The organism is Neisseria chenwenguii (assembly GCF_002216145.1).
GTDB classification, from domain to species: Bacteria; Pseudomonadota; Gammaproteobacteria; order Burkholderiales; family Neisseriaceae; genus Neisseria; species Neisseria chenwenguii.
On record NZ_CP022278.1, the window covers coordinates 1,628,172 to 1,654,075 of the forward strand.

The 25,904-nt window shown below is 54.1% G+C and carries 27 protein-coding genes and 2 pseudogenes; 23 read left to right on the forward strand and 6 right to left on the reverse strand.

Annotated features, from left to right (window positions below; genetic code table 11):
- The first annotated feature begins 156 nt into the window (after window positions 1–156).
- The 13 genes from BG910_RS08010 (at window position 157) to BG910_RS08070 (ending at window position 15,242) form a co-directional block, all read left to right on the forward strand.
- A complete protein-coding gene (locus BG910_RS08010; RefSeq protein WP_089036380.1) occupies window positions 157–684 on the forward strand; it encodes an REP-associated tyrosine transposase in 528 nt (175 codons plus the stop codon).
- Between the two features lie 587 nt (window positions 685–1,271).
- Complete coding sequence (locus BG910_RS08015) at window positions 1,272–2,024, forward strand: LEM-3-like GIY-YIG domain-containing protein (protein WP_089036381.1); 753 nt, start codon at window positions 1,272–1,274, stop codon at window positions 2,022–2,024.
- Between the two features lie 25 nt (window positions 2,025–2,049).
- Window positions 2,050–5,259, forward strand: coding sequence for a carbamoyl-phosphate synthase large subunit (gene carB, locus BG910_RS08020; protein ID WP_089036382.1), 3,210 nt, complete (start codon window positions 2,050–2,052; stop codon window positions 5,257–5,259).
- A 200-nt stretch (window positions 5,260–5,459) separates the two neighbouring features.
- Window positions 5,460–6,119, forward strand: coding sequence for an NAD(P)H-dependent oxidoreductase (locus tag BG910_RS08025; RefSeq protein WP_089036383.1), 660 nt, complete (start codon window positions 5,460–5,462; stop codon window positions 6,117–6,119).
- Between the two features lie 243 nt (window positions 6,120–6,362).
- On the forward strand, window positions 6,363–7,541 hold the full coding sequence (locus BG910_RS08030) for an NADH-dependent flavin oxidoreductase (RefSeq protein WP_089036384.1): 1,179 nt from the start codon (window positions 6,363–6,365) through the stop codon (window positions 7,539–7,541).
- A 398-nt stretch (window positions 7,542–7,939) separates the two neighbouring features.
- The gene (locus tag BG910_RS08035) at window positions 7,940–8,848 is read left to right on the forward strand and encodes an AAA family ATPase (RefSeq protein ID WP_089036385.1); all 909 of its coding nucleotides are present in this window, start codon (window positions 7,940–7,942) and stop codon (window positions 8,846–8,848) included.
- Entirely contained in the window at window positions 8,835–9,749 is a 915-nt protein-coding gene (locus BG910_RS08040; RefSeq protein ID WP_089036386.1) for a DUF58 domain-containing protein, read from the forward strand. Before BG910_RS08035 ends, BG910_RS08040 begins: the two co-directional genes overlap by 14 nt.
- Before the next feature lie 325 nt (window positions 9,750–10,074).
- Window positions 10,075–10,893: a peptide chain release factor N(5)-glutamine methyltransferase gene (prmC, locus tag BG910_RS08045; protein ID WP_089036387.1), complete on the forward strand. Its 819-nt coding sequence runs from the start codon at window positions 10,075–10,077 to the stop codon at window positions 10,891–10,893.
- 133 nt (window positions 10,894–11,026) lie between these two features.
- Entirely contained in the window at window positions 11,027–11,404 is a 378-nt protein-coding gene (locus BG910_RS08050) for a glycine zipper domain-containing protein (protein WP_089036388.1), read from the forward strand.
- 325 nt (window positions 11,405–11,729) lie between these two features.
- Window positions 11,730–13,100, forward strand: coding sequence for a Na+/H+ antiporter family protein (locus tag BG910_RS08055; protein WP_089036389.1), 1,371 nt, complete (start codon window positions 11,730–11,732; stop codon window positions 13,098–13,100).
- Window positions 13,100–13,318, forward strand: coding sequence for a SlyX family protein (locus tag BG910_RS08060; protein WP_089036390.1), 219 nt, complete (start codon window positions 13,100–13,102; stop codon window positions 13,316–13,318). The genes BG910_RS08055 and BG910_RS08060 overlap by 1 nt, the downstream gene beginning before the upstream one ends.
- 277 nt (window positions 13,319–13,595) lie before the next feature.
- Complete coding sequence (locus tag BG910_RS08065) at window positions 13,596–13,931, forward strand: ArsR/SmtB family transcription factor (protein ID WP_232462178.1); 336 nt, start codon at window positions 13,596–13,598, stop codon at window positions 13,929–13,931.
- A 99-nt stretch (window positions 13,932–14,030) separates the two neighbouring features.
- Window positions 14,031–15,242: an NADH:flavin oxidoreductase/NADH oxidase family protein gene (locus tag BG910_RS08070; protein WP_089036391.1), complete on the forward strand. Its 1,212-nt coding sequence runs from the start codon at window positions 14,031–14,033 to the stop codon at window positions 15,240–15,242.
- A gap of 100 nt (window positions 15,243–15,342) precedes the next feature.
- Here BG910_RS08070 and lysA read toward each other — a convergent pair whose 3' ends face one another.
- Window positions 15,343–16,563: a diaminopimelate decarboxylase gene (lysA, locus tag BG910_RS08075; protein ID WP_089036392.1), complete on the reverse strand. Its 1,221-nt coding sequence runs from the start codon at window positions 16,561–16,563 to the stop codon at window positions 15,343–15,345.
- Between the two features lie 4 nt (window positions 16,564–16,567).
- Window positions 16,568–16,738 carry an LPS translocon maturation chaperone LptM gene (gene lptM / locus BG910_RS08080; protein WP_089036393.1) on the reverse strand — a complete coding sequence of 57 codons (171 nt, stop codon included), beginning with the start codon at window positions 16,736–16,738 and terminating at the stop codon, window positions 16,568–16,570.
- Between the two features lie 69 nt (window positions 16,739–16,807).
- On the opposite strand from lptM, the gene cyaY reads away from it, so the two are divergent.
- The 9 genes and pseudogenes from cyaY to BG910_RS13180 all read left to right on the forward strand — a co-directional run bounded on the left by cyaY (window position 16,808) and on the right by BG910_RS13180 (window position 21,012).
- Window positions 16,808–17,131, forward strand: a complete 324-nt coding sequence (cyaY, locus tag BG910_RS08085) for an iron donor protein CyaY (protein ID WP_089036394.1) — start codon at window positions 16,808–16,810, stop codon at window positions 17,129–17,131.
- Between the two features lie 54 nt (window positions 17,132–17,185).
- Complete coding sequence (gene luxS / locus BG910_RS08090) at window positions 17,186–17,692, forward strand: S-ribosylhomocysteine lyase (protein ID WP_089036395.1); 507 nt, start codon at window positions 17,186–17,188, stop codon at window positions 17,690–17,692.
- A gap of 99 nt (window positions 17,693–17,791) precedes the next feature.
- A pseudogene (locus BG910_RS12820) lies at window positions 17,792–18,266 on the forward strand (AIR synthase related protein); the annotation flags it as partial.
- 45 nt (window positions 18,267–18,311) lie between these two features.
- Entirely contained in the window at window positions 18,312–18,503 is a 192-nt protein-coding gene (locus BG910_RS12825; protein ID WP_232462267.1) for an elongation factor 4 family protein, read from the forward strand.
- Between the two features lie 190 nt (window positions 18,504–18,693).
- Window positions 18,694–19,257: a flavin reductase family protein gene (locus tag BG910_RS08100; protein ID WP_089036396.1), complete on the forward strand. Its 564-nt coding sequence runs from the start codon at window positions 18,694–18,696 to the stop codon at window positions 19,255–19,257.
- Window positions 19,258–19,311: 54 nt separating this feature from the next.
- Window positions 19,312–19,743 (forward strand): annotated as a pseudogene (locus tag BG910_RS08105) (thiamine-phosphate kinase); the annotation flags it as partial.
- Window positions 19,736–20,224, forward strand: a complete 489-nt coding sequence (locus tag BG910_RS08110) for a phosphatidylglycerophosphatase A family protein (protein ID WP_089036398.1) — start codon at window positions 19,736–19,738, stop codon at window positions 20,222–20,224. The pseudogene BG910_RS08105 and the gene BG910_RS08110, both read left to right, overlap by 8 nt.
- Window positions 20,225–20,345: 121 nt before the next feature.
- Window positions 20,346–20,714 carry a Co2+/Mg2+ efflux protein ApaG gene (gene apaG / locus BG910_RS08115; RefSeq protein ID WP_089036399.1) on the forward strand — a complete coding sequence of 123 codons (369 nt, stop codon included), beginning with the start codon at window positions 20,346–20,348 and terminating at the stop codon, window positions 20,712–20,714.
- 130 nt (window positions 20,715–20,844) lie between these two features.
- On the forward strand, window positions 20,845–21,012 hold the full coding sequence (locus BG910_RS13180) for a hypothetical protein (protein WP_408633797.1): 168 nt from the start codon (window positions 20,845–20,847) through the stop codon (window positions 21,010–21,012).
- A gap of 201 nt (window positions 21,013–21,213) precedes the next feature.
- Here BG910_RS13180 and BG910_RS08125 read toward each other — a convergent pair whose 3' ends face one another.
- Window positions 21,214–21,705, reverse strand: coding sequence for a DMP19 family protein (locus BG910_RS08125; RefSeq protein ID WP_089036401.1), 492 nt, complete (start codon window positions 21,703–21,705; stop codon window positions 21,214–21,216).
- Window positions 21,706–21,966: 261 nt separating this feature from the next.
- Between BG910_RS08125 and BG910_RS08130 the strand changes: the two genes are divergently transcribed.
- Complete coding sequence (locus tag BG910_RS08130) at window positions 21,967–23,868, forward strand: glycosyl hydrolase family 28-related protein (protein WP_089036402.1); 1,902 nt, start codon at window positions 21,967–21,969, stop codon at window positions 23,866–23,868.
- Between the two features lie 355 nt (window positions 23,869–24,223).
- Here the strand turns inward: BG910_RS08130 and BG910_RS08135 are convergent, their stop codons facing one another.
- The 3 genes from BG910_RS08135 to ilvE form a co-directional block, all read right to left on the reverse strand.
- Window positions 24,224–24,571, reverse strand: coding sequence for a hypothetical protein (locus tag BG910_RS08135; RefSeq protein WP_089036403.1), 348 nt, complete (start codon window positions 24,569–24,571; stop codon window positions 24,224–24,226).
- Window positions 24,572–24,581: 10 nt separating this feature from the next.
- Window positions 24,582–24,773 carry a zinc-finger domain-containing protein gene (locus tag BG910_RS08140; RefSeq protein ID WP_089036404.1) on the reverse strand — a complete coding sequence of 64 codons (192 nt, stop codon included), beginning with the start codon at window positions 24,771–24,773 and terminating at the stop codon, window positions 24,582–24,584.
- A 125-nt stretch (window positions 24,774–24,898) separates the two neighbouring features.
- Window positions 24,899–25,897 carry a branched-chain-amino-acid transaminase gene (ilvE, locus tag BG910_RS08145; protein WP_089036405.1) on the reverse strand — a complete coding sequence of 333 codons (999 nt, stop codon included), beginning with the start codon at window positions 25,895–25,897 and terminating at the stop codon, window positions 24,899–24,901.
- Window positions 25,898–25,904 lie beyond the last annotated feature (7 nt).

The following is a 25,904-nucleotide window of genomic DNA, read 5'->3' on the forward strand; positions in this document are numbered from 1 at the left end:
CGGCAGCCGAATTTTCAGACGGCCTTTGAAATTTCGGCAATACCGTAGGTTGGGTTGAAAACCCAACAAAAACGATTGGGCTGAATTTAAGTATGGTTTGTGACGCATCGCGTCTCGAATTCAAAACACCCAATCACATGAAACACAGGAACCGCCATGCGCTACCGTCGTGCCTTTACCCGAGGCGGCTGCTATTTCTTTACCCTTGCCCTGCAAGACAGGAAACAAGACACGCTGGTGCGGCATATTGACGAATTAAGACAGGCATTTTATGTGGTCAAAAAACGGCATCCTTTTGAAATCATTGCCGTATGCGTTTTACCCGAACACCTGCATTTATTGGTCAGGCTGCCTGAAAACGACAGCGACTACCCCACCCGCCTGCGCTTGATTAAAGCCAAATTCTCGCAGGCGTTACCCAAGACAGAAAACCTGTCCGCTTCACGCCAAAGCAAAAACGAACGCGGTATTTGGCAGCGGCGTTATTGGGAACACGAAATCCGCGACGAGCGCGATTTGAATGCCCATATTGATTACATTCATTTCAATCCCGTCAAACACGGATATGTAACGCGCGTGGCGGATTGGCCGTTTTCATCGTTTCACCGGTATGTGGCAAACGGGATTTTGCCGAAAGATTGGGCGGGCAACGGCGCGGAAATTGAAGGAAATTTTGGGGAATAACGGTAGGTTGGGTTGCCAAACCCGACAAAGCCGTAGGATTTAAGAAAGCGTTGGGTCATGACCCAACCTACACAGAAATTCCACGTTTTCAGACGGCCTTTGAAGTTTCGGCAACACCGTAGGTTGGGTTGCCAAACCCAACAGAACCGTGAAATTTAAGAAAGCGTTGGGTCATGATCCAACCTACACAGAAATTCCACGTTTTCAGACGGCCTTTGAAGTTTCGGCAACGCCGTAGGTTGGGTTGCCAAACCCAACAAGACCGTGAAATTTAAGAAAATGTTGGGTCACGACCCAACCTACGCTTGCTTGCTTTTGGTAGGTCGGGCATTAATGCCCGAAATAATTCGCACCCAAGTAACAGTCGGGCATAAATGCCCGACCTACGGTTGCTTTGAAACAACAGCAACCCCGTAGGTTGGGTTGCAAACCCAACAAAACCGTTAAATTTAAGAAGAGGTTGGGTATTGACCCGTTAAAGAAGTTGGGTTGTCGAACCCAACGTTTTGAAATAATTGAACGATGTAATGTTGGGTTTTCAACCCAACCTACGCTTGCTATCTAAATACATTTGAGGAAAAAAGAATATGAACAAGTTTTCATCTGAAGTTTGCAAAGCCCTTGCATATTACGTTTACCGCTTAATTGACCCAAGAAATGGTGAAACTTTTTATGTGGGCAAAGGCAAGGACAACCGAGTTTTTGAACATTTGAAACAATGTTTGAAAATAACGGAAGATGGCGAAGATGAACTGACTTTGAAATATAGTAGGATTCGCGCTATCCAAAAAGCCGGATTGGAAGTTATCCATATCATTCATCGACATGGCATGAATGAGAAAACCGCTTTTGAAGTAGAAGCTGCTTTAATAGATGCCTATCCAGGGCTATCAAATGAACAAAACGGGCATGGCAATAGTGAATTTGGTTCGATGCATGTATCCGAAATACAAGGTAAATACGATGCACCTGTTGCACAATTTGACAGTAATCACAATTTATTGATTATTAATATTAATCGTTCTTTAGATAAAGAAAAATCAGCTTATGATGCTGTTCGCCTAGCCTGGCGGCTTGATGTTGAGCGGGCAAAGCGTGCGCATTACATCTTGGCGGTTGAAAAAGGCTTAATTGTGGATGTTTTGCAAGCGCATGAATGGCTGCCTGCTACTAAGGAAAATTTTCCTGAGCTTAATGAAACCATAGAAGGACGTTTTGGTTTTCACGGAGAATCACTTTCTAAAAATAATGAAGTACGCCATAAATATCAACGCAAAAGGCTGCCCGAAGAATATCGTAAACGGAGTGCCAGCAATCCCGTTAAATATAGCTTTAAATAACTCAAAATCTCTAAGGTAAAACACCATGCCCAAACGTACCGACCTAAAATCCATCCTAATCATCGGCGCCGGCCCCATCGTAATCGGCCAGGCCTGCGAGTTCGACTATTCCGGCGCGCAAGCGTGCAAGGCTTTGCGCGAGGAGGGCTATAAAGTCATTCTCGTCAATTCCAACCCTGCCACGATTATGACCGACCCCGATATGGCCGACGTTACCTATATCGAGCCGATTATGTGGCAGACCGTGGAAAAGATTATCGCCAAGGAGCGCCCTGATGCGGTGCTGCCGACCATGGGCGGCCAGACGGCGTTGAACTGCGCGCTGGATTTGGCGCGCAACGGTGTGCTGGCGAAGTATAACGTCGAGTTAATCGGCGCGACGGAAGACGCGATTGACAAGGCGGAAGACCGCGGCCGCTTTAAGGAGGCGATGGAGAAAATCGGCCTCTCCTGCCCGAAATCTTTTGTCTGCCACACGATGAACGAAGCCTTGGCGGCGCAGGAACAGGTCGGCTTTCCGACGCTCATCCGTCCGTCTTTCACGATGGGCGGTTCGGGCGGCGGCATTGCCTACAATAAAGACGAGTTTTTGGCGATTTGCGAACGCGGTTTCGATGCGTCGCCCACGCATGAGTTGCTGATTGAACAGTCCGTCCTCGGCTGGAAAGAGTACGAAATGGAGGTGGTGCGCGACAAAAACGACAACTGCATCATCATCTGTTCCATCGAAAACTTCGACCCGATGGGCGTGCACACGGGCGACAGCATCACGGTTGCGCCCGCGCAAACGCTTACTGACAAGGAATACCAAATCATGCGCAACGCGAGTTTGGCGGTGTTGCGCGAAATCGGCGTGGACACGGGCGGCTCCAATGTGCAGTTTGCGGTAAACCCGGCCAACGGCGAGATGATTGTGATCGAGATGAACCCGCGCGTGAGCCGTTCTTCGGCGCTGGCTTCCAAGGCCACGGGCTTTCCGATTGCGAAAGTGGCGGCCAAGCTGGCGGTGGGTTTCACTTTGGACGAATTGCGCAACGACATCACCGGCGGCCGCACGCCGGCATCGTTCGAGCCTTCGATTGATTATGTGGTAACGAAAATCCCGCGTTTTGCCTTTGAAAAATTCCCCGCCGCCGACGACCGCCTGACCACGCAGATGAAATCGGTGGGCGAAGTGATGGCGATGGGGCGCACCATTCAGGAATCCATGCAGAAAGCCCTGCGCGGGCTGGAAACCGGCTTGTGCGGCTTCAACCCGAAAACCGACGACAAAGCCGAAATCCGCCGCGAACTGGCCAACCCAGGCCCCGACCGCATTCTGTATGTCGCCGACGCGTTCCGTGCGGGCTTCACCATCGCCGAAATCCACGAAATCTGCGCCATCGACCCGTGGTTCTTGGCGCAAATCGAAGACTTGGTGAAAGAAGAGCAAACCGTCGCTTCAGGCAGCCTGAAAGATTTGGATTTCAACACCTTACGCCGTCTGAAACGCAAAGGTTTTTCAGACAGGCGTTTGGCGCAACTGCTAGGCCTGTCTGAAAAAGAAGTGCGCGAACACCGCTACGGCCTGAAGCTGCACCCCGTGTACAAGCGCGTGGACACCTGCGCCGCCGAGTTCCAGTCCGACACCGCCTACCTCTACTCCACCTACGAAGAAGAATGCGAAGCGAGGCCGTCTGAAAACAAAAAAGTGATGATTTTGGGCGGCGGCCCCAACCGCATCGGCCAAGGCATCGAGTTCGACTACTGCTGCGTACACGCCGCGCTCGCCCTGCGCGAAAGCGGTTTCGAAACCATCATGGTGAACTGCAACCCCGAAACCGTGTCCACCGACTTCGACACCAGCGACCGCCTCTACTTCGAGCCGCTCACGCTGGAAGACGTGCTGGAAATCGTGAAAAAAGAAAACCCGTGGGGCGTGATTGTGCATTACGGCGGGCAAACCCCGCTCAAACTCGCCAACGCGCTGGTTGAAAACGGCGTGAACATCATCGGCACGTCCGCCGACAGCATCGACGCCGCCGAAGACCGCGAACGTTTCCAAAAAGTGCTGAACGACCTCGGCCTGCGCCAACCGCCCAACCGTACCGCGCGCAACGAAGAAGAAGCCCTTGTTTTGGCGGAAGAAATCGGTTATCCGCTGGTGGTGCGCCCGTCTTACGTACTCGGTGGCCGCGCCATGCAGGTGGTGCATTCGCAGGAACAGCTCAAAACCTATATGCGCGAAGCCGTTCAGGTTTCCGAAGACAGCCCCGTGCTGATCGATTTCTTCCTGAACAACGCCATCGAAGTGGACGTGGACTGCGTTTCAGACGGCACCGACGTCGTCATCGGCGGCATCATGCAGCACGTCGAACAGGCCGGCATCCACTCGGGCGACTCCGGCTGCTCGCTGCCGCCGTATTCCTTAAGCGTTGAAATCCAAGACGAAATCCGCCGCCAAACCAAAGCTATGGCCTATGCGCTGAACGTGGTCGGCCTGATGAACGTACAGTTCGCCGTGCAGGACGGCGTGGTGTTCGTACTCGAAGTGAACCCGCGCGCCAGCCGCACCGTACCGTTCGTCTCCAAAGCCACCAGCGTGCCGCTCGCCAAAGTCGGCGCACGCGCGATGGCTGGAATTTCGCTGAAAGAACAAGGCGTTGAAAAAGAAGTCATCCCCGACTTCTACGCCGTCAAAGAAGCCGTGTTCCCCTTCATCAAATTTCCCGGCGTGGACACGATTTTAGGCCCCGAAATGCGCTCAACCGGCGAAGTGATGGGCGTGGCCGAAACCTTCGGAGAAGCCTACCTCAAAGCCCAGCTTGGCGCAGGCGAGCGCTTCACTGCCATCGGCAAAGTCTTTATCGCCGTGCGCGACGAAGACAAACCGCTGGTGCTGCAAACCGCCAAAAACTTCCAATCGCTCGGCTACGGCCTCTGCGCCACCCGCGGCACCGCAGCGTATCTGGCCGAACACGGCGTCATCGCCCAGCCGGTCAACAAAGTGCTCGAAGGCCGCCCGCATATCGTGGACATGATTAAAAACGGCGATATCGCCGTCGTCGTCAACACCGTCGGCAGCGATCCCCAATCCGTCACCGACAGCCACAGCATCCGCCGCAGCGCGCTCACCCAGCGCATCCCGCAATACACCACCGTAGCCGGCGGCGAAGCCATCAGCACGGGCTTGCGCAGTTTGAACGACACGCATGTTTACAGCGTGCAGGAACTGCATGGAAGATTGAAGAAGTAGGCCGGTAAGAGCGTAAAAGGCCGTCTGAAAATTTTCAGACGGCCTTTTTGATTTTTATAAAGGTCTCAGGACGTCTGACACTTCGATTACGCTCAGTGCGGGTACTTCCTGTTCGGCAAACCGCCCCAACGCTTCTCCCCGGGCGAACGTCCGCCGTATAATGTTCCCATTCTTTCCAACTCTGTAAACGAGGCTGAAAAATGACCGTATCCAAACAAGACGTTTTAAACGCGTTCACCTTCCGTGCAGCCTGCCGCCACTACGACGGCAGCCGAAAAATCAGCCGCGAAGACATGGACTACATCCTCGAATTGGGGCGGCTTTCGCCCAGCTCCGTCGGCTCCGAGCCGTGGAAATTCGTGGTTGTCCAAAACAAAGCGCTGCGCGATGCCATCAAACCCATAGGCTGGGGCGTTGCAGGGCAGTTGGACGATTGCAGCCATCTGGTGGTCATTCTGGCCAAGAAAAACGCCCGCTACGACAGCGAATTCATGCGCAACGTCTTGATCCGCCGCGGCCTCTCGGGCGAACAGCTTGAGGCAGGTTTGGCAAAATATAAGGCGTTTCAGGTAAACGATATGAAACAGGCGGCAAACGAGCAGACGCTGTTTGACTGGGCGGCCAAGCAAACCTATATCGCGCTGGGCAATATGATGACCGGCGCGGCGTTAATCGGCATCGACTCATGCCCGATTGAGGGTTTGGAATACGACAAAGTGAACCAACTCTTCACCGACGCGGGCGTGTTCGACCCTGCCGAATGGGGCATCGCGACGATGTGCACTTTCGGCTACCGCGCCAAAGACATCGCCAAAAAAGCGCGCAAACCTGTGGAAGAAGTGGTTCAGTGGGTGGAATAGGCCGTCTTTCAACTGCGTAGGTACGATTAGCCGCCGCAAGCGGCGTAATCGTACGAACGGTTGGGATTGATTAAGATGCCGTCTGAAAAGTTTGTTAGTTTTCAGACGGCATTGTTGTCTGTACGGTTTTCAGACGGCCTGAGACTTTTGCAAAAGCCTCAGGCCTTTATCTTCCCCCGTGCTTGAAATCTGCCAAACCGTGCCAACATCAACACAACGTTTCACTTTAAAGAAGGCAAAAAAATGACCCACGAAAAATACGCGCCGCTGTTTCAGCCCTATACGCTCAACAACGGCGTCGAAATCAAAAACCGCCTCGTCGTCGCGCCGATGACGCATTGGGCGTCAAACGAAGACGGCACGCTTTCCGACGCCGAGCGCACGTTTATCGGCAACCGTGCGCAGGATTTCGGCATGTTTATCATGGCGGCGACGCTGGTGTCGCCCGAGGGCAAGGCGTTTGCGGGCGAGCCGGGCGCGTTTGCCGAAACGCAGCTTGCCGGTCTGACCGAGGCGGCCAATATTATTAAAAAACAGGGCGCCAAGCCGGTTTTGCAGCTTCATCACGGCGGTTATCAGGCGGTTGACGAACTCATCGGCGGGGCGGACAAAGTCGCGCCGTCCGACGTGCCGCCCGGTGTGAGTTCCACCGGCACGCCGACTACCGCCGCCCGCGCGATGACGGAAGAAGAAATCGCAAACGTGATTCAAGCCTTTGGTTTTGCAACCGATTTGGCCATCCGCGCAGGCTTTGACGGCGTGGAAATCCACGGCGCCAACGGCTATCTGCTGCAACAATTCGTGTCCGGACATTTCAACCGCCGCAGCGACCAATGGGGCGGCAGCATCGAAAACCGCCTGCGTTTCCCGATGGCGGTGGTGGACGCCGTGTGCGCGGCGAAAGCCAAACACGCCCGCGATGATTTTATCGTCGGCTACCGCTTCTCACCCGAAGAGCCGCAGGAAGACGGCATCACAATGGCCGACACCTTCGCGCTGATTGACGCGCTGAAACAGAAACCGCTGCAATATCTGCACGCTTCGCTGTGGGATTTCTACAAAAAAGCCCGCCGCGGCGCCGACACCGTGCGCAGCCGCCTCGACCTGATTCACGAACGTCTCGGCGGCGCGCTGCCGCTCATCGGCGTCGGCAACCTGTTTACCGCCGACGATGCGTTAAACGCGCTGAACACCGGCTGGGCAGAGTTCCTCGCGTTCGGCAAAACCGTGCTCATCAACCCGAATTTCGCCACGCTGATTAAAGAAGGCCGCGAAGCCGAAATCCAAACCGAAATCGACCTCGACCGCCCCGACCGCTACGGCTATTCCGATTACCTCTGGAACCTGCAACCGTTGGGCTTGGACTTCCTGCCGCCCGTGAAAGGCAAAAGTGCGGATTGGAAACCGCTGGACGCGGGTTAGGCGTTAGGCTGTTTTTTTTGTGAACGAGGCCGTCTGAAAATTGGTTGCTGAGCGCAGCCGAAGTCAGACGGCCTCGTTTTGAATAGTGGTAGGTACGGTTAGCCGCTCTAAAGCGGCGTAACCGTACGCTGTTTGGACGTACCTGCCGGCTATGCCGTCTGAAAAATAAGGCTGCGGGCTTTGGGGATTTGTGCGATACGGCTTTTGCGGGTTTGTACGGTTACGCCGCCTTTGGGGCGGCTAACCGTACCTACTGCTGCCATCCTGATTTCCTCAAACCTTCCCGCTGATACAACACTCAAGGCCGTCTGAAATATCGTTTCGTCGTTTTCAGACGGCCTGATGCCGTTTGTCGTGTTAAAATGCCGTCTGAATTTATAATGACGAAATTAACAATCATGAATACAAAAATCCAACACGCATTACATCAGCTCGGCGGTCTGATTCTGGGCAAGGAACACGTTTTGCAGCAGCTTTTCGCCGCAGTCTTGGCGGGCGGGCACATTCTGCTCGAAGACGTGCCGGGCGTCGGTAAAACCACGCTGTCGCAGGGTACGGCGGCGGTTTTGGGTTTGCGCTACCAGCGCGTTCAGTTCACCAACGATATGTTGCCTTCCGACCTGCTCGGCGTGAACATTTTCCGGCCGAACGAGGGCAGATTCGAGTTTCACGCCGGCCCCGTGTTCCACGAATTTCTGCTTGCCGACGAAATCAACCGCGCGTCGCCCAAGCTGCAATCCGCGCTGCTGGAGGCGATGGAGGAGCGGCAGGTTTCGGTGGACGGCAAAACCTACCCTCTGCCGCGCCCGTTTATCGTGATGGCGACGCAGAATCCGACCGAACAGCTCGGCACGTTTCCGCTGCCCGAATCGCAGCTCGACCGCTTCATGATGCGCCTGAGCATGGGCTATCCGAGCGCCGAGGCCGAGCGGCAGCTTTATTTTCAGGGTACGAGCCGCAGCCTGATTGGCGCTTTGCAGGCGGTGTGCAACGCCGAAACTTTGCAGCTTTGGCAGTACGAAGCGGCAGACGTCGCGTTTTCGCAGGCTGCCGCGGATTATGTGTTCCGCCTGGTTCAGGCCACGCGCCAATCGGGGCGTTTTGTGATGGGGCTCAGCCCGCGCGCGGGTTTGTCCGTGGTAAACGCCGCCAAAGCGTGGGCGTATATGCAGGGGCGCGGCCACGTTTTGCCCGACGACATCAAAGCCGTGTGGGTCGCCGTGGCCAACCACCGCGTCAAATCCGTGCAGCAGGGTGTGTCTTCGGCGCAGGTTCTGACGGAAATGCTCGACCATGTGGCCGTCTGAAAACTGCCCGCCCGTCGCGCCGCACGAAGCCGCAGCGCTGCGCCACATCCGTTTCAGACCGACACGGCTCGGCCTCGGATTGGCGGTGATGGTCGGGCTGCTCTGGCTGGTCGGGCTGAACTACCAAGCCAACCTCGCCTACATCGCCGCGTTTTGGCTGTTCGGTTTCATCATTGCCGCCGTGATGCAAAACCTGCGCCAGCTTACCGGCCTGCGCCTCGAATGGACGATGCCGTCTGAAATTTTCGCAGGCCAGCCCGCCGCGTTTACCCTAAACGCCGCTGGCAACACCCGCCGCCGCCATCTCCGGCTGGTGCACAACCATCAGGAAAACTGGCAGCAGTGGCCGCTTTCAGACGGTATGGACAGCCTGCCGCAAACCCTTACTGCACCCATGCGCGGCTATCTGCGCCTGCCTGAAATCCGCATTGCCACAGCCGCCCCCTTCGGCATCTGCACCGCCGAAGCCGCGTGGACATGGCACAGCGACAAAATCGTCTTCCCCGCGCCCATCGCCCACGATGCCCCGCCGGGTTTCCACGCCGATGAAAGCCGCGAAACACAGGCTGTGTTTGCCCAAAGCAGCGACGACCTGTCCCACCTGCAAGCGCACCAAGACGGCACGTCATTGCAGCACATCGCATGGAAAGCCTACGCCAAAACCGGCGAAATGCTCGACAAACGCTTTGAATCCGTGGAACAAAACCGCGGCAGCCACATCATTTCCTACCGCGACTACCCGCCCGACAGCAGCACCGACCAACTCGCCGGACGGCTGTGTTTCCGAATCCTAGAAGCCGAACGCTGCGGCCTGCGCTACGAATTAGAGCTGCCCAGCCAAACCGTTGCCCCGCAGAAAGGGCAGCGGGAAATGGCGCTGACGGCGCTGGCGTTGTGGTAGGGTCGGATGGAAGGGCAGAGGCCGTCTGAAAATATTTCAGACGGCCTGAATAAGGAGGCTTTGTAGGCCGGGCTTCAGCCCGGCAAAATTTTCCGAAACATTTCATTAAACCTGCTGGGCTGAAGCCCGGCCTACGGCAAACGGCGTTTCAGTAGGCAGGTCGCGAGGAACGCTTAGCTTTATCCCTAAGCAAAGCTCAACCGTCCGAATGATAATGCCGTCTGAAAAGTCCAAACCTTTCAGACGGCATCTTGCCAACCCAAGCCCTTTTCAGACGGCCTGTTATAATGCAGGCCGTTTTATTTATGGAAAAAGGCCGTCTGAAATGACTTTGGATGAATGGCTGCGCGCCTGTCCGCTGCCGCGTTCGGAAGCGCGGATGCTGTTGCAGTTTGCGGGCGGGTTTTCGCGGGCGGAGCTGGTAACGCGTGGAAATGAAGCGCTGCCCGGTGTGGCAGCGGAGGCATTGGCGGCATTGGTTGCACGCCGGCAGGCGGGGGAACCGGTGGCGTATATTTTGGGTGAACGCGGGTTTTACGGGCGGATGTTTGCGGTCAATCCGAGCGTTTTGATTCCGCGCCCCGAGACCGAGCATTTGGTCGAAGCGGCGATGGCGCGGCTGCCGCAGGGCGGGCGCGTGTGGGATTTGGGAACGGGCAGCGGCGCGGTGGCGGTGACGTTGGCGTTGGAACGCCCCGATGCAGCGGTTCGCGCGTCGGACATCAGCGAGGAGGCACTGGAAACGGCGCAGGGCAATGCGGCCAAACTGGGCGCGGCGGTGGAATTTGCGCTCGGTTCGTGGTTTGCGGTTGACAGGCCGTCTGAAAAAAACAGCTATGATGTGATTGTTTCCAACCCGCCGTATATCGAAAAAGATGATGCGCATCTGCAACAGGGCGACCTGCGTTTCGAGCCGCAAAACGCGCTGACGGATTTTTCAGACGGCCTGACCTGCATCCGCGCGCTGGCGTCGGGTGCGCCGGAATATCTGAAAACGGGCGGTTGGATTTTGTTGGAACACGGTTACAATCAGGGTAATGAGGTTCAAAAAATTCTTATAAATCAAGAGTTTGAAAACGTGGAAACGCTGCCTGATCTGGCAGGGCTTGACAGGGTGACATTCGGACAATGGTTACGCGCGTGAAAGTTATCTTTTGGTAAGATGACGAAAGGGCGGGTTTTGTTTACGCGCTTTTGCCGAGCGGCTACAAAACGGCGGCGGAAATGGGGGCATAATCACCATACATTCACTCCCGTATGTATGAAAGGACGAGGACATGAGTTACAAAAAACAAATCGCAGTCGCGCTGACCGCCGCTGCGCTGATTTTCCCAAGTACCACCGTTCAGGCGCGCGGTACGGAGAACCGTACCAAAGCCACGTTGGCCGGTGCGGCCGCAGGCGCGGCACTGGCGGGCATCATGGGTGCGAACGGCAAAGGTATGCTGGTCGGTGCAGCAGCCGGCGGTTTGGCGGGTAATGCCTATGCCTACCGCAATAAGAAGAAAAATCAGGAAGACGCGCGCGAAGAGCGTAAACGCCGCTGGCACGATGCCCGTCGCGACTGGTATAAGGATCGCAAGCACAAGGCAAAGCGCCATCACAAACGCCATTACCGCGAGTGGGATGAAGATTGGGATGACGAGAACACCTGATTCCGATAGGATTTCCCAGTATCACAACTCCCTGACTCATGCCGTCTGAAAAAGCCAGAATGCTTTTCAGACGGCCTTTTTGTTTTTTGCCGGGTCTCTGTTTCAGACAGCATGGTCTTTTGGACAAAACGGAAGACCGGCCAAGATCTGCCGGCGTTAGTCCTAAGGAAACAGTGCAGTTCGGAGGGCTGTTTCGGACGGTCTTTCTGCGTTTTGGGAACTGCTTAAAACTGGTATGTAAAAGCGTGTTAGGTTATGATATTTCTTCTGACGTTATCTTGATCACCCCTGAAACCGCGCTGCGGTCTAATAGAATGGAGGAAACATGAATGCCGTTGTGATTGCGGTTGTAGTGATGTTGGCGCTGTCGTTGGCGCGGGTGCACGTCGTGTTGAGTTTGGTCATCGGCGCGTTTGTCGGCGGGCTGGTAGCAGGTATGCCGCTGACCGATGTGGCGGCGGGCGCGGACGGAAAAGCGGTGGAGGGTATTATCACCGTGTTCCAGAAAGGTTTGGCGGGCGGAGCGACGATTGCGCTGTCTTACGCCATGCTCGGTGCGTTTGCGATGGCGATTACCCATTCGGGGCTGCCGCAGCAGCTGACGGGCGCGGTGGTGCGCAAACTGAACGCGGAGGGCGGCCATCATGCCGCAAGCGGTGTGAAATGGGCGCTCTTGATGGTTTTGCTGGCGATGGGGGTGATGAGCCAAAACGTCGTTCCGATTCATATTGCGTTTATTCCGATGATTGTGCCGCCGCTTTTGATGGTGTTTAACCGCCTTGGGGTTGACCGTCGCCTGATTGCCTGCGTGATGACTTTCGGTTTGGTAACGACGTATATGTTTCTGCCTTACGGCTTCGGCTCGATTTTCTTGAACGAAATCCTGCTCGGCAACATCAAACAGTCGGGCATGGCGGTGGACGGCATCAATGTGATGAAGGCGATGGCGATTCCCGCGCTGGGCATGGCGGCAGGCTTGCTGTGGGCGTTTGTCCACTACCGCAAACCGCGCGTTTACCAAATCAGCCAGGTTGATGCGGACAACAACGATGCGTCGGTCAAGCAGCCCGAGCCGTCGTCTTACCGCAGTCTGGTGGCGGCGGTGGCGATTGCGGTTTGTTTCGCTATCCAGTTGATTTATAAAGATGCGCTGCTCTTGGGCGCGATGCTCGGGTTTGCCGTATTTATGACTTTGGGCGTGGTGCGCCGCAATGATGTGAACGACGTTTTCGGCGCAGGCATCCGCATGATGGCGATGGTCGGTTTCGTGATGATTGCCGCGCAGGGTTTTGCCGCAGTGATGAAGGCCACGGGCGACATCCAGCCGCTGGTGGAGGGAAGTATGGCGGCGTTTGGCGGCAGCAAAGGCTTGGCCGCGTTTGCCATGCTGGTTGTCGGTCTGCTGGTGACAATGGGCATCGGCTCGTCGTTTTCCACGCTGCCGATCATTACCGCGATTTACGTTCCCCTCTGCATCAGCCTCGGCTTTTCGCCGCTGGCAACCGTGTCCATCATCGGCACGGCGGGTGCGCTCGGTGATGCCGGTTCGCCTGCATCCGATTCGACTTTGGGCCCCACGATGGGCTTGAACGCCGACGGACAGCACGACCACATCCGCGATTCCGTCATCCCGACCTTCCTCCACTACAACCTGCCGCTGCTCGCTGCCGGCTGGATTGCCGCGATGGTGTTGTGATGGAAGAATTGGAACAGCGCATTACCGAGCTGGAAATTCAGACGGCCTTGCAGGACGATTTGATTGCCAGCCTGAGCGACACCATCGCCAAAATGCAGCAGACGCTGGATTTGCAGCAGGCGCAAATGCGCGTGCTCTACCAGAAAATGCAGGACAAAGGCGCAAACGGCGAACGCGAAGCATACAGTTTGCGCGACGAGATTCCGCCGCATTATTGAATACTGTTTGGGAAACCAAAGGCCGTCTGAAAATTGTTTTTTAGACGGCCTTATTTTTTAGCGTTTGATTGCACCGGTATTTGGGCAATGCTGTGGGTTATCGGAATCAAAGTATTCGGCGGATTGGAGCCGCCGTGAGAATTTCAGGTATCAGGCCGTCTGAAAAGGTACGCTTTGTTTTCAAACGCTTGAGTTGAGGTAAATCACGTTCTGTCTGTTGAAAGCCGTGATTTCTAACTTTATAATCCGCTGACATTCTTAAACACATCGACTGAACATGACCGGACAATCCTCTGTTTCCCAAGCAGAAGCCATGCGGCTTTTGAAAGACTGCATTCCCATTTTCACGGTATTGTCGGATGAAAACCGCCATTTGATTTTGAAACTGCTGCTGGAAAACGGCGAGATGAACGTCAACCAAATCACCGAAAATCTGCACCTTTCGCGCCCTGCGGTTTCCCATCACCTTAAAATCATGCTGGCCGCCCATGCCGTCAGCGTCCGGCAGACGGGTAAAGAGCGGTTTTATGCGTTGGCTATGAAAGAAGAAGTGGAAAAGATGGGTGTATTGGTTGAGGTGCTGAAATTTTATTGTCCTGAGCAAACCGACTGATTTCAGACGGCCTTGAAGTGCGGTTATTTCTTGACTGAAAGTCTGCATACGGTATAATAGGTTTAAATTTTTAAACATATAAACTGATAAGGTATAAAAATGCTTTTCCAACCGTTTACTTTCCCCAACGGCGTAACCGCCAAAAACCGCTTTTTCAAATCCGCTATGGAAGAGCAGCTTGCGCATAACGACCAGCCTACGCAGAATTTGGTCAAGCTCTACCATACTTGGGCAAAAGGCGGAGCAGGCGTGCTGGTAACCGGCAATGTTATGGTGGCCGAAAACGGCAAAGGATCGATTAACGATGTGGTATTGCATGATGAACGCAGCATGGCTGTGCTGAAAAGCTGGGCGGAGGCCGGTAAACAGAACCAGTCCCTCATCATTATGCAGATTAACCATGCCGGCAAACAATCACCCAAAGCCGTCAATGCCACCCCCGTCGCACCAAGCGACGTGCCGTTGGTGGGTATGGACGGTTTCATCAACCCGCCGCGGGCATTGGGTGGCCAAGAAATCGAAGAGTTGGTTCAGGCTTTTGTCCGTACGGCGCAGCTGGCTGAGCAGGCAGGATTTTCCGGCGTGCAAATCCATGCTGCCCACGGATACCTCATCAGCCAGTTTTTATCGCCGCACCACAACCGCCGCGATGACGAATGGGGCGGAAGTTTGGGCAACCGTATGAATTTTCTGTTAAAAATCTATCAGGGAATCCGGGAAAATGTCGGCAGGGATTTTTTGGTGGGGGTAAAACTGAATTCGGCCGATTTTCAAAAAGGCGGATTCGATGAAGACGAAAGTATTCGGGTGGTACAAAAATTATCTGAATTAGGGATTGATTTTATTGAAATTTCCGGTGGGAATTATGAAAGCCCGCAAATGCTGTCTGAAAAATCCAGCACGCGCCGACGCGAAGCCTTTTTCATTGATTATGCCGAAAAAGCACGCAAAGTCAGCCGTGTGCCGCTGATTATTACCGGCGGTTTCCGCTCGGAACAGGCGATGAACGAAGCATTGCAAAGTGCTCATCTGGATATGGTCGGCGTGGCGAGGCCGTTTGCACTCATGCCCGATTTGCCCAACCGAATCCAAAACGGCAATTATCAGACTGTGCAAACTGAACGCATCCAAACAGGTTTCCGCCTGTTGGACAATAAGGTCGGTGCCGTACTGGAAATGGATTGGTATATGGCGCAAATGGCTTTAATCGGGCAGGGGAAATCACCCAATCCCAAATTGTCGGCGTGGAAAGTATTACTCAAAACCTTGTGGCAAAACGGCAAAGCAGGGCTTTCGACAGGGCGCAGCTGATTCGTCTGCTTCTTGATTGTGTGATTTCTGATTTGTAAAAATATTAAGAGGCCGTCTGAAAAATATTTTTCAGACGGCCTCAATCATTAAAAACAAACTCTTACAAACACGCCAACTCATTGGCCATTTGCTGTTCCAGCGTTTCGCGTTGGCGGATGAGCTTGGCTTCGCTGCCACTGACCAACACTTCCGCCGCGCGGTTGCGGGCGTTGTAGTTGCTGGCCATGCTCGCGCCGTATGCGCCTGCGCTGCGCACGGCCAGTAAATCACCCGCTTCGCAGGCGATTCGGCGGTTTTGGCCGAGGAAGTCGCCGGTTTCGCAAATCGGGCCGACGATGTCGGCGGTGAAGGCGGGCGTGGTTTTTTCTTCCGTGTTTTCAATATGATGGTAAGCGTCGTAAAGGGCAGGGCGCATGAGGTCGTTCATGGCGGCATCGACCATCACGAAGTTTTTCTCTTCGCCCTGTTTGACAAATTCCACGCGCGTGAGCAGCGTGCCGGCGTTACCGACCAAGCTGCGGCCGGGCTCGAGAATGAGTTTGAGCGGACGGCTGCCGATGAGTTTTTTCACTTCGGCGGCGTAGTTTTGCAGGTCGGGAACGGTTTCGTCGTTGTAAACGATGCCGACGCCGCCGCCCAAGTCGAGGTGTTCGATGGCGATGCCTTCGGCGGCGAGGGTATCGACCAAGAGCAAAATGCGTTCGCAGGCTTCGATGAGCGGGCTTAAGTCGGTGAGTTGCGAACCGATGTGGCAGTCGATGCCGACGATTTTCAGGTTTGGCTGCTTGGCGGCGTATCGGTAGGCTGCGGGCGCGTCGGCGTAGGCAATGCCGAATTTGTTGGCTTTCAGGCCGGTGGAAATGTAGGGGTGGGTTTTGGGGTCGACATCGGGATTAACGCGCAGCGATACGGGCGCGGTTTTGCCCAGTCGTTCGGCTACGGCCTGTATGCGGTCGATTTCGGGAATGCTTTCCATGTTGAAGCATTTCACGCCGGCTTCGAGGGCGTAGGCGATTTCGGCTTCGCTTTTGCCGACGCCGGAGAAAATGGTTTTGCCGGCATCGCCGCCTGCGGCCAAAACGCGGGCGAGTTCGCCGCCGGAAACAATGTCGAAACCGCTGCCGAGCGAGGCGAAGTGTCTGATGATGCTGAGGTTGCCGTTGGCTTTGACGGCGTAGCAGATCATGGGGTCAAGCGCGGCAAAGGCACGGGTGTAGTTTTGGTAGGCTTCGGCCAGCGCGCTTTGGCTGTAAACGTAAAGCGGGGTGCCGAATTCTTCGGCGAGGCGGGGCAGGGGGATGCGTTCGCAATGTAGGGTCATGGTGTTAATCCGGAGATTGGGCGGTCGGCTCTTTGGAATTGTTGAATTTCAGGCCGGTTTGGATAACGCCGAAACGGGCTTTGTCGCCTTCTTTGGGCAGGTATAAATCGCCTTTGTAGCCGCAGGCGGAAAGCAGCAGCGCGGCTGCGGCGGCAAAAATGAGCTTGTGTGGCATGGTAAACTTCCGTGTTGAGCGCGAATATGGCAAGATTCGGTATCTTAAACAAAAAGCCGGCAAAAAGCCATGATGACCGAAAGCGATTTTATCCGCCGCACCGAGGCGCTGTTTACCCATATTGAAGACCAAATCGATGAAAACGGCTGGGATTTCGACTGCCAAAGCACAGGCAACGTCCTGACCATCGAGGCTTCAGACGGCACACAGATTATTGTCAACCGCCACACGCCGAATCAGGAATTGTGGATTGCGGCGAAAAGCGGCGGCTACCATTTCGCCGAAAAAGACGGCAAATGGCTGGCAACGCGCGACGGCAGCGAATTTTTCGCGGTGTTGAACGAAGTATTGAGCGCGGCTTCGGGCGAAGCGGTTGCGATTGCTGCGCTGTAAATTTTTCAGACGGCCTGAGGTTCAGGTTAACTCAATGATTGCAAAGGACAAAAAATGCCCCTCTTGGACAGTTTCAAAGTCGATCACACCCGTATGCACGCCCCCGCCGTGCGCGTGGCGAAAACCATGACCACGCCGAAAGGCGACACGATTACCGTGTTCGACCTGCGTTTTACCGTGCCCAACAAAGAAATCCTTTCCGAAAAAGGCATACACACGCTGGAGCATCTGTTTGCCGGCTTTATGCGCGACCACCTCAACGGCGATGCGGTTGAAATCATCGACATTTCACCGATGGGCTGCCGCACCGGTTTTTACATGAGCCTGATCGGCGCGCCCGGCGAACAGCAGGTCGCCGAGGCTTGGCTGGCTTCGATGAACGACGTTTTGGCAGTAAAAGACCAAAGCAAAATCCCCGAGCTCAACGAATACCAATGCGGCACTTACCTGATGCACTCGCTAGAAGAAGCGCAGCAAATCGCGCAAACCGTGTTGACGCGCGGTGTGAAAGTGAACCGCAACGACGAGCTGACGCTGGACGAAAGTTTGCTGAACGCTTAAACCAGGGCCGTTCGGCATCCGATTCTGAACGGACAATATGAACGAATTTGACTTTATCCGATCCGCCGCTATCTGCAAAAGCAGCAGCACGATGCCGAACTGCTGCTCGGTGACGGTGCGGCGGTTATCCGCCCGCGCATGGGGTTCGATTTGTGTTTCGGTGGCGATATGTTGTTGAAAGACAACCATTTTTTTTGCCGATGTTTCGCCGGAGGATTTGGCTTGGAAAGTATTGGCGGTAAACATTTCCGACATGGCGGCGATGGGTGCGAAACCGCGTTGGGTGCTGTTGAGCGCAGGATTGCCGGAGTTGGATGAAGACTGGCTGGCGCGTTTTTGCGGCAGTCTGTTTGAACTGGCGGCACGTTTCGGCGTGGTGTTGATCGGCGGCGATACAACCCGCGGCGATTTGGTGTTTAACGACACCATTATTGGTGAGCTCCCCAGTGGCCGAGCCTTGCGCCGTGATGCGGCGGAATGCGGCGACGATGTTTGGGTGTCGGGCAGGGTGGGGTTGGCGGCGGCGTTGCAATGCCGTCTGAAAAAAATTGCGCTGCCGTCAGATGCCTTTTCCTTTATTTTGCCACATTCACAAGCCTATGAAAAAGGCAAAAAGATTGTGGAAAAAATGAAACATTTAATCCCACGCAAACTTTATCCAATGCCCGTGCAATCTATCGTTGAGAATAAAGTTATTGCCCGAGAAGATATTCCGCCACTACGCAAAAGTGTCACAGGAGAAGGCTTTTCAGGTAGTCTTTCCAAGAAAAAACGCACAGCGAAGAAAATAAACAACGCCAACGTAAATTAGGCAATGCAGATGTGCCACAATCAGCATTTCATGCGATTTTGAATTTGGATTAGTTGAAAAAAATCTCTTTTAGATTGCATAGTTAGAATCTGAATGGGACCTTGCGGAAATATTTAAGCAACTCGCATAGCAAAACAGTAAAAAAATCAGTGGAATTTGACCGCTTGCAACATCAAAAGAAGGAGTTTTTATGGCGATTGTGTCAGTACCAGTAGAAAAATCATACCGATTATTAAACATCGGAGCGACGACCTTGGTGTCGGCAAAAGCGGAAGGCATTGAAAACGTGATGGCGGTGGCGTGGTCGTGTGCCTTGGATTATGGGGCGTTATCGAAAGTCACCACCGTGTTGGATAAACAGGCGTTCACCCGTGGCTTGGTGGAAAAGAGCGGTCTGTTTGCTATTCAAATTCCCGTGGCAAATCAGGCGGAATTGGTACTCAAACTCGGCACCACATCACGCCATACCGACCCACATAAATTAGACGGCGTGGAGATTTTCTACCAAGACGGTTTCGATATTCCGCTCGTCAAAGGCTGTGCTGGCTGGATTTTATGCGAACTGATACCAAGCGAAGACAACCAACAAAACCACGATCTCTTCATCGGCAAAGTTATCGCCGCCTACGCCGACGACCGAGTGTTCAAAGACAACCATTGGATCTTCGACCAAGCCCCGAATGAGTTAAGAACCTTGCATTATGTGGCGGGCGGGCAGTTTTATTTGATTGGGGAAGGGGTTGAGGCGGAGTAATGAAGTAGGGTGGGTTTGCTAACCCACCAATTCAAATATTTTAGGAAAACTAGAGATGTCTTTACTGAATGTGAAAACGAGCTGCTGCGTCCGATGCCGCGTGTGGCGTTGAGCGGGGCGATCTTGCCGTTTGCGCACGCCGCGCTGGATGTTTCAGACGGCCTCGCGCAGGATTTGGGGCATATTTTGAACGCTTCGGGCGTGGGCGCGGAAATCTGGACGGAACGGCTGCCGACGCTGCCGGCGCTGAAAACGGCGTTGACCGCCGAGCAATGGTTTGCCTGCACACTGGCAGGCGGCGACGATTACGAGCTGGTGTTTACCGCGCCCGCGTCCTATCGCGAGGCGGTATCGGCGGCAGCAGAACGCAGCGCCACGCCGGTGGCGCGCATCGGTAAAATCAACGGCACAGGCCGTCTGAAAATTTTGGATTCAGACGGCCGCGAAATCAAACTGACTCATTTGGGATTCGATCATTTTGGCTGACTTTAAACCCACTTTCGGCTGGCTGGTGCAGCGGCCGCTCTGTTTTCTCGCTTTCGGCTTCGGCAGCGGTCTGGCGCCGGTTGCGCCGGGGACGTTTGGCACGCTGCCTGCGCTGCCGCTGGCCTTTGTTTTGCACTATTGCGGGGTATCGGGCTGGTTGCTGGCGATATTGTGCACAATTCTGTTTGCCGCCGGCATCGTGATTTGCAATACCGCCGAAAAATTGTTGGGGATACAGGATTACGGCGGCATCGTTTGGGACGAAATCGTCGCTATGCTGCTGGTGTTGGCGTTTGTGCCGTTTGACGGATTGTGGTGGCTGTGGGCATTTGCCGTTTTCCGTTTGTTTGATGCGATAAAACCCTTTCCGATCAAATGGTTTGATGCACGGATACACGGTGGTTTCGGCATTATGCTGGATGATGTCATTGCGGCATTCATGACGCTGATTGTCATGAATGCAACAGTTTTGCTCGTGTAGTTTGCCTACTTTCAAATGTCTTTTGCCAAAACCGAATACTTGTCAGTAAAATATACCGAGTCATATAAATGACGTAAATTAACAAAATTTAAAAATTTTCAAACAATACACGGGGCAAAAAATGAACGAAATCGAAATCAGCGTGCAACCGCGCTATATGGCTGGCCAGAGCGACGTTTACCGCGACCGCTACGCGTTTAACTACCAAATTACCATCTGCAACCGCAGCGACCACGTTGTGACCCTGCGCCGGCGTTTTTGGGAAATTACCGACGGCCACGGCGAAACCGGTCCGGTCGGTCAGGCAGGTTTGGTGGAAGAGCAGCCGGTTCTGTATCCGGGCGAGCAGTACGAATACAACAGCGGTTCGCAAATCAGCACCCCGTGGGGCAGCATTGAAGGCGCGTATGAATTTGAAGACAGCATCGGCAAACGCTTTATCGTCGGCGTGCCGAAATTAGAATTTAAAGCGGGATTTACTTTGCAATAACAAGGGATTGGGAAAGGCCGTTTGAAAGAACTTTTCTTTCAGACGGCCTTTTTATTTGCAAAACTGCCTGAAATCTGCACTAATGAAATTTTCTTTTGGAGAGCAGAAAGTGAAAACGGAAAAGCAGAAAATGCTCGAGGGTGTGCTTTATGATGCCAATTATAATCCTGAATTGGCGGCGGAGCGTGTGGCGGCGGATTTGTGTTTTGAGTGGTGGTTGCGGCGGGCAGCGTGGTCACGAAGGATATTCCCGGCGGCGTGGGGTTGCAGGTGGTGTTCCTTGTCGGGTATTGCGTAAGATTACGGAACAGGATACGGGAAATCTGCATGCTTTCGGGTGAGCGAAAACAGCAGTCGCGCGTCAGCCTGTCTGCGCCGTGCGATTCCGTTTTCAGGCAGGCGTTTTTATTTTTGTTTTTGATTTTTGACATTCAGGCCGTCTGAAAATCCATTGTGCCAACGCAGTCGGATTTTTCAGACGGCCTTTGTGCAGCCAAAGCTACGCAATTTCTGCAAACTTCGCCCAATGCGCCTCTACATATGCTGCTACGGCGGCCAGATCTTCGTCGGCGGCATCGTAATAGTCGCCGTCGAGTTCTTCAAAATCAGGAAACTTGGCGCGGATTTCGTCTAAGGGCGCGTCCTGTTCCGCCAGCGCTTCGATTTCGGCGCCGTGTTTTTCGTAAAGCGCACGGGCTTTGTCGAGGATTTTCGGCGTCGGCTTGATGCGCCAGCGGCGCAGGCTGTCGGCCAGCGGGTTGAGCAGCACATATTCGCCGTAGCCCGCGGCAATCAGCTGCACGAATCCGCCTTCCTGCACTTGGCTGTCGAGGTAGGTAAAGGCCAAAAGCGTGTGCTGCTCGTCGTTGAGGCAGGCCATTTCCGCGTCGTTTTGCCGTTCGGCGTAATCGAGATAGGCGGCGGAGAGAGTGTAAAGAAATTCGGCGGGATTGTTTGAATTTAATTCGTGGGGTTGGAAAAGTGTGGTCATGATAGATATGTTTTGATTGAAAAAATAACAGAGTTAATTATAAACATAATATTTTAAACTAGCTAGATTCAATAAAACTGCTGATTTATAAATAAAACTTAAATGACAATATCTTTTTTTGATTGTAAATTTTAAAAATATTTCTATTTTTAGTGAACTAAAACAATTTTTTTACATCAGATAGAAGTTGTTTTTAGAGTAAAGCCAACAAACGGCAACTTTTATTGCCGAACGGTTAATCTTGAATCGGAAAAGGAAACCATGTCTAGCCTACTTTCTTCCATTGGTAATACCACTATTAATAATAACAAGGTAAATCATTATAAAACCTATCAACACAATCAATACGGCAAATACATCGATGTCGAAGATTTCGGTGCCGACCCGACGGGTAGAAAAGACAGTTCGGCCGCCATCAATGCCGCGCTGGAAGCCGCGCATAAAGAAAAAGCCATGCTCTATATGAAAGGCACGTTTTACATCTCCGAACAGATTGCCATCGACGCCGGCACCTCGGGTGTCAAAGGCATTTTCGGTGCGGGCATGGATAAAACCGTGATTAAGTTTAACAAAGCGCAAAAAGGCGTGTTCAACTCAAACTCCAACAACGACGACATCCGCGAATACGCCGGTATTCTGATTGACGGGCAAAACCGCAAAACCGTCGCCGATTTGTCGGTCGAATACACCGGCAGCGATTTTTACCGCAAAGGGCAGAGCTATTTCGGCAAAGTCACCGGCATTTTGGTCAACGACGCCGACAACACCTTAATCAGCAAAGTCGAAGTTTCCGGTGCCAACCGCGCGGGCGTCCACTTCACCTCCACCGCCTCGCAAATCCACGAAAACGGCCACCGCCTGACTTTTAAAGAGCGCGTCGCCGGCGGCCAGCTCGACGAAAACGACGCCAACGTCCCCTTGGGAGAAAACAACCGCATCGTCGATTCCAACCTCCACCACAACCGCGTCGCCGGCGTCTTGGTCGCCTATCAGAAAAACTTTACCGCCGACGGCAACTATCTGGCCTGGAACGGCCACAAAGCCGACGGCGGTACCGGCTACGGCATCGCCACCATGGCGGGCAGCTACAACTATGGCGTGACCTACAAAAACAACACCACCGACCACAACTACCGCAAAGGATTAGACGTACACGACGGCAACAACATCCTGATTGCCAACAATATTTCCAACGGCGACCGCCTTTACGGCATCGCCGTTTACAACCGCCAGTTTTATATGGACGACGTCAAAATCATCGGCAACACCGTTACCCAAGACAAAAATTTCCGCCTTGCCGCCGACGACAATCCCGGCCTGAGCTACCATATGTATTCAGGCATCCAGCTCCAGACCAACACCCAGTTTAAAAACCTGCCCGGCGACGGCGACGGCTATTTCAAAATCAGCAACAACACCATCAAAGGTTTGGATGTTTACAAAGACGACATCCAAACCTACGGCATCGAGTTCCGCAACCACGAAAAGCAGATGGATTACACCCTGAACATCACCAACAACAACATCAGCGGCGATTCCACCAAATATCTGGTTGCCGTCATCAACGACACCCGCAACGGCATCGGCTCGGGCGACATAAACATCAGCGGCAACAAAGCCGACATCGGCAGCATCGGCAAAGGTGCTTCTCCGGTTTACATTGACGAACGCAATTCGGACAAACTCGGCCTCCACGGCTCCGTGACCGTCAACGGCAACAGTATCAGCGTGCGCGATGCCGCCGACGGCTACAACGACTTTGCCTTCCTGCGCGGCAACGCCGAAACCTACAACATAACCCGCAACAAACTGAATTACGGCGACAACATCGACCGCACCCTCGTCGAAGTGCGCGGCACCGGACGGCTGGATTCCGACGTCAACGTCGCCGGCAACCAGTTCAACTCGTCCGACGAAAGCTTCAACGACGCACGCTACGGCGGCTGGCTCAAATACCAAACCGCCGACGTTTTTTCAGACGGCAACAGCCACAACAGCGCCAAACTCGCCGCCCTCGACACCGGCAGCCGCGGCATGACCCTGCTCGACGTTTACACCAGCGTCCTCCACACCGTCAACACCGCCCAGCAAGCCGAATATTCCGCCAATGCCGCAGCAGTCAGAATCAATGACGACAGCGCGGGTAACGGCTCGGTTTATTAAAGGTAAGGTGGAGGCCGAGACCTTTGCAAATATCAAAAATGCCGTCTGACACTTCGACTACGCTCAGCGCTAGAACTTTCACGGACGTTATTCCCGCGCAGGCGGGAATCCACGCTTGATTGTCTGAAACTTATCAAACAACACATTGCCTGTATTTAACCGTGGATTCCCGCTTGCTCGGGAGTGACGTCGGTTGTAGGCGTAACCGTTTTCAGACGGCTTTCGGGCAGGTGATTTCTTGTTTTTGCAATCATCTCGGATTGATTCAAACCGCAAAGCCAAAGGCCGTCTGAAATTCAGTTTTCAGACGGCCTTTGGCTTTTTACAAAAGTCCCGTTTTTTTAAACCCGCTCCGCTACTCCGCCACTTCCGTAAACACAATCACTTTTTTCCCGCGCGTCAGCGTAGCGAAACCTTCCTGAACGTGCCAGCGCGTTTTCGGGTTGGCGTATTCCACACCTTTGGCCCAAGTCTGAATCTGCTTGAGCTTTTCCGCCGTATGCCCTTGGCGCAGTTCCACCGTCAGCGGGCTGCTGTTGTTGTGGTAAACCGCCGTAATCCGCTGCCCGCGCGCGGCTTTGTATTTCACCGCATACGACTGTGTTTCGAGCACAACGGCACGCGGTGCGTCGGGACGCACGGCTTTGTACGAACCGCAGGCGGCCAGCAGCAGCGCAAGCGCCGGCAGGAAAATTTTCAACATCCGTTTGTCCTCAATGATGGCCGGCTTCGCCGTGCAGGCGGTACACCGTGCCGCAATAGGGGCATTCGATGGAGGAATCGGATTCAATCGGCAGAAAAACGCGCGGGTGGCCGTTCCACGTTTCGTGCTTCGGGCCCGAGCAGGCAAGCGGCAGGTCGTTCGGCGTAATATCGACCACTCTGTTTTCAGCGGTAGTGTTCATGTTTGGATTCCTTTGCGGGTTTCGGGATATTGTACCCGACGGAAAGGCCGTCTGAAAATCCGATTACGGAAGTAATCAAAGTTTTCAGACGGCCTCTTTATTGTTCCGACTGTTCAAACCGCCAATCAGCAGACTTCGACCAGCCAGCCGTATTTGTCTTCCGCTACGCCGTATTGGATGTCGGTAATCGCTTTGCGCAGGGCGTAGCCGCGCTCTTGGCTTTTCACTTCGATTTCTTTGCCATCGATGACAAACGAGGTCACGGGCGAAATCACGGCGGCGGTACCGGTCAGCACGGCTTCGGCGCCGTTTTCGACGGCGGCTTTGAGTTCGGCCACGGTGAAATTGCGTTCGCTGACTTTATAGCCCAAATCTTTGGCGACGGTCAGCACGGAATCGCGGGTTACGCCGTGCAGGAATTCGTCGGTCAGCGGTTTGGTGATGATTTCGTCGCCGTTGATTAAAATGAAGTTGGACGCGCCGGTTTCTTGAACGTCGCCGTCGGGACAGAACAAAATCTGGCTCGCGCCGTGTTCGGCTTTGGCTTTCAACACCCACGGCATCGCGGAGGCGTAGTTGCCGCCGCATTTCACGCGGCCCATGTGCGGTGCGCAGCGGATGTGTTCGGTTTCGACCAAAATTTTGACGGGCGAACCGGCTTTAAAATAGTCGCCGACGGGCGAAGCGAGAATATAGAGCAGCGCGGTTTCAGACGGCGCGCCGGCTTTGCCGATAACGGGGTCGGTGCCGATCAGTGTAGGGCGCAGGTAGAGCGCGGCAGGGGCATCGGGAATTTCTTCGGCCGAGCGTTTGACCAACTCGATTAAGGCAGCGAGGTAGGCGTCGGTTTCGGGTTTGGGCAGATGGAGGATGTCGGCGCTCTGCTGCATACGCGCGATGTTGGCGGCGGGGCGGAACATCACGATTTTGCCGTTTGCCTGGCGGAAGGCTTTCAGACCTTCGAAACATTCGCTGCCGTAATGCAGCGCGTGTGCGCCCGGGGCAAGGGTAAGGTCGTGCGACGACTGCCATTCGACCGGCTGCCATGCGCCGTCTTTAAACGCGATAACGGGCATTTCGGCGTGGAAAACGCTGCCGAATACGGCGGGTACGGGTCTGCTCATGATGAAA

Excerpts from the sequence above, each read along its gene's own strand:
- BG910_RS08125 (WP_089036401.1), bottom strand. The coding sequence starts at position 21,705 with ATGACCACACTTTTCCAACCCCACGAATTAAATTCAAACAATCCCGCC.
- BG910_RS08030 (WP_089036384.1), top strand. The coding sequence starts at position 6,363 with ATGACCCACGAAAAATACGCGCCGCTGTTTCAGCCCTATACGCTCAAC.
- apaG (WP_089036399.1), top strand. The coding sequence starts at position 20,346 with ATGAACGAAATCGAAATCAGCGTGCAACCGCGCTATATGGCTGGCCAG.
- BG910_RS08050 (WP_089036388.1), top strand. The coding sequence starts at position 11,027 with ATGAGTTACAAAAAACAAATCGCAGTCGCGCTGACCGCCGCTGCGCTG.
- lysA (WP_089036392.1), bottom strand. The coding sequence starts at position 16,563 with ATGACCCTACATTGCGAACGCATCCCCCTGCCCCGCCTCGCCGAAGAA.
- BG910_RS08035 (WP_089036385.1), top strand. The coding sequence starts at position 7,940 with ATGAATACAAAAATCCAACACGCATTACATCAGCTCGGCGGTCTGATT.
- BG910_RS08140 (WP_089036404.1), bottom strand. The coding sequence starts at position 24,773 with ATGAACACTACCGCTGAAAACAGAGTGGTCGATATTACGCCGAACGAC.
- BG910_RS08015 (WP_089036381.1), top strand. The coding sequence starts at position 1,272 with ATGAACAAGTTTTCATCTGAAGTTTGCAAAGCCCTTGCATATTACGTT.
- BG910_RS08055 (WP_089036389.1), top strand. The coding sequence starts at position 11,730 with ATGAATGCCGTTGTGATTGCGGTTGTAGTGATGTTGGCGCTGTCGTTG.
- BG910_RS13180 (WP_408633797.1), top strand. The coding sequence starts at position 20,845 with ATGCTCGAGGGTGTGCTTTATGATGCCAATTATAATCCTGAATTGGCG.
- carB (WP_089036382.1), top strand. The coding sequence starts at position 2,050 with ATGCCCAAACGTACCGACCTAAAATCCATCCTAATCATCGGCGCCGGC.
- BG910_RS08130 (WP_089036402.1), top strand. The coding sequence starts at position 21,967 with ATGTCTAGCCTACTTTCTTCCATTGGTAATACCACTATTAATAATAAC.
- BG910_RS08060 (WP_089036390.1), top strand. The coding sequence starts at position 13,100 with ATGGAAGAATTGGAACAGCGCATTACCGAGCTGGAAATTCAGACGGCC.
- BG910_RS08025 (WP_089036383.1), top strand. The coding sequence starts at position 5,460 with ATGACCGTATCCAAACAAGACGTTTTAAACGCGTTCACCTTCCGTGCA.
- BG910_RS08010 (WP_089036380.1), top strand. The coding sequence starts at position 157 with ATGCGCTACCGTCGTGCCTTTACCCGAGGCGGCTGCTATTTCTTTACC.
- prmC (WP_089036387.1), top strand. The coding sequence starts at position 10,075 with ATGACTTTGGATGAATGGCTGCGCGCCTGTCCGCTGCCGCGTTCGGAA.
- cyaY (WP_089036394.1), top strand. The coding sequence starts at position 16,808 with ATGATGACCGAAAGCGATTTTATCCGCCGCACCGAGGCGCTGTTTACC.
- BG910_RS08135 (WP_089036403.1), bottom strand. The coding sequence starts at position 24,571 with ATGTTGAAAATTTTCCTGCCGGCGCTTGCGCTGCTGCTGGCCGCCTGC.
- lptM (WP_089036393.1), bottom strand. The coding sequence starts at position 16,738 with ATGCCACACAAGCTCATTTTTGCCGCCGCAGCCGCGCTGCTGCTTTCC.
- BG910_RS08100 (WP_089036396.1), top strand. The coding sequence starts at position 18,694 with ATGGCGATTGTGTCAGTACCAGTAGAAAAATCATACCGATTATTAAAC.
- BG910_RS08065 (WP_232462178.1), top strand. The coding sequence starts at position 13,596 with ATGACCGGACAATCCTCTGTTTCCCAAGCAGAAGCCATGCGGCTTTTG.
- BG910_RS08070 (WP_089036391.1), top strand. The coding sequence starts at position 14,031 with ATGCTTTTCCAACCGTTTACTTTCCCCAACGGCGTAACCGCCAAAAAC.
- BG910_RS08040 (WP_089036386.1), top strand. The coding sequence starts at position 8,835 with ATGTGGCCGTCTGAAAACTGCCCGCCCGTCGCGCCGCACGAAGCCGCA.
- ilvE (WP_089036405.1), bottom strand. The coding sequence starts at position 25,897 with ATGAGCAGACCCGTACCCGCCGTATTCGGCAGCGTTTTCCACGCCGAA.
- luxS (WP_089036395.1), top strand. The coding sequence starts at position 17,186 with ATGCCCCTCTTGGACAGTTTCAAAGTCGATCACACCCGTATGCACGCC.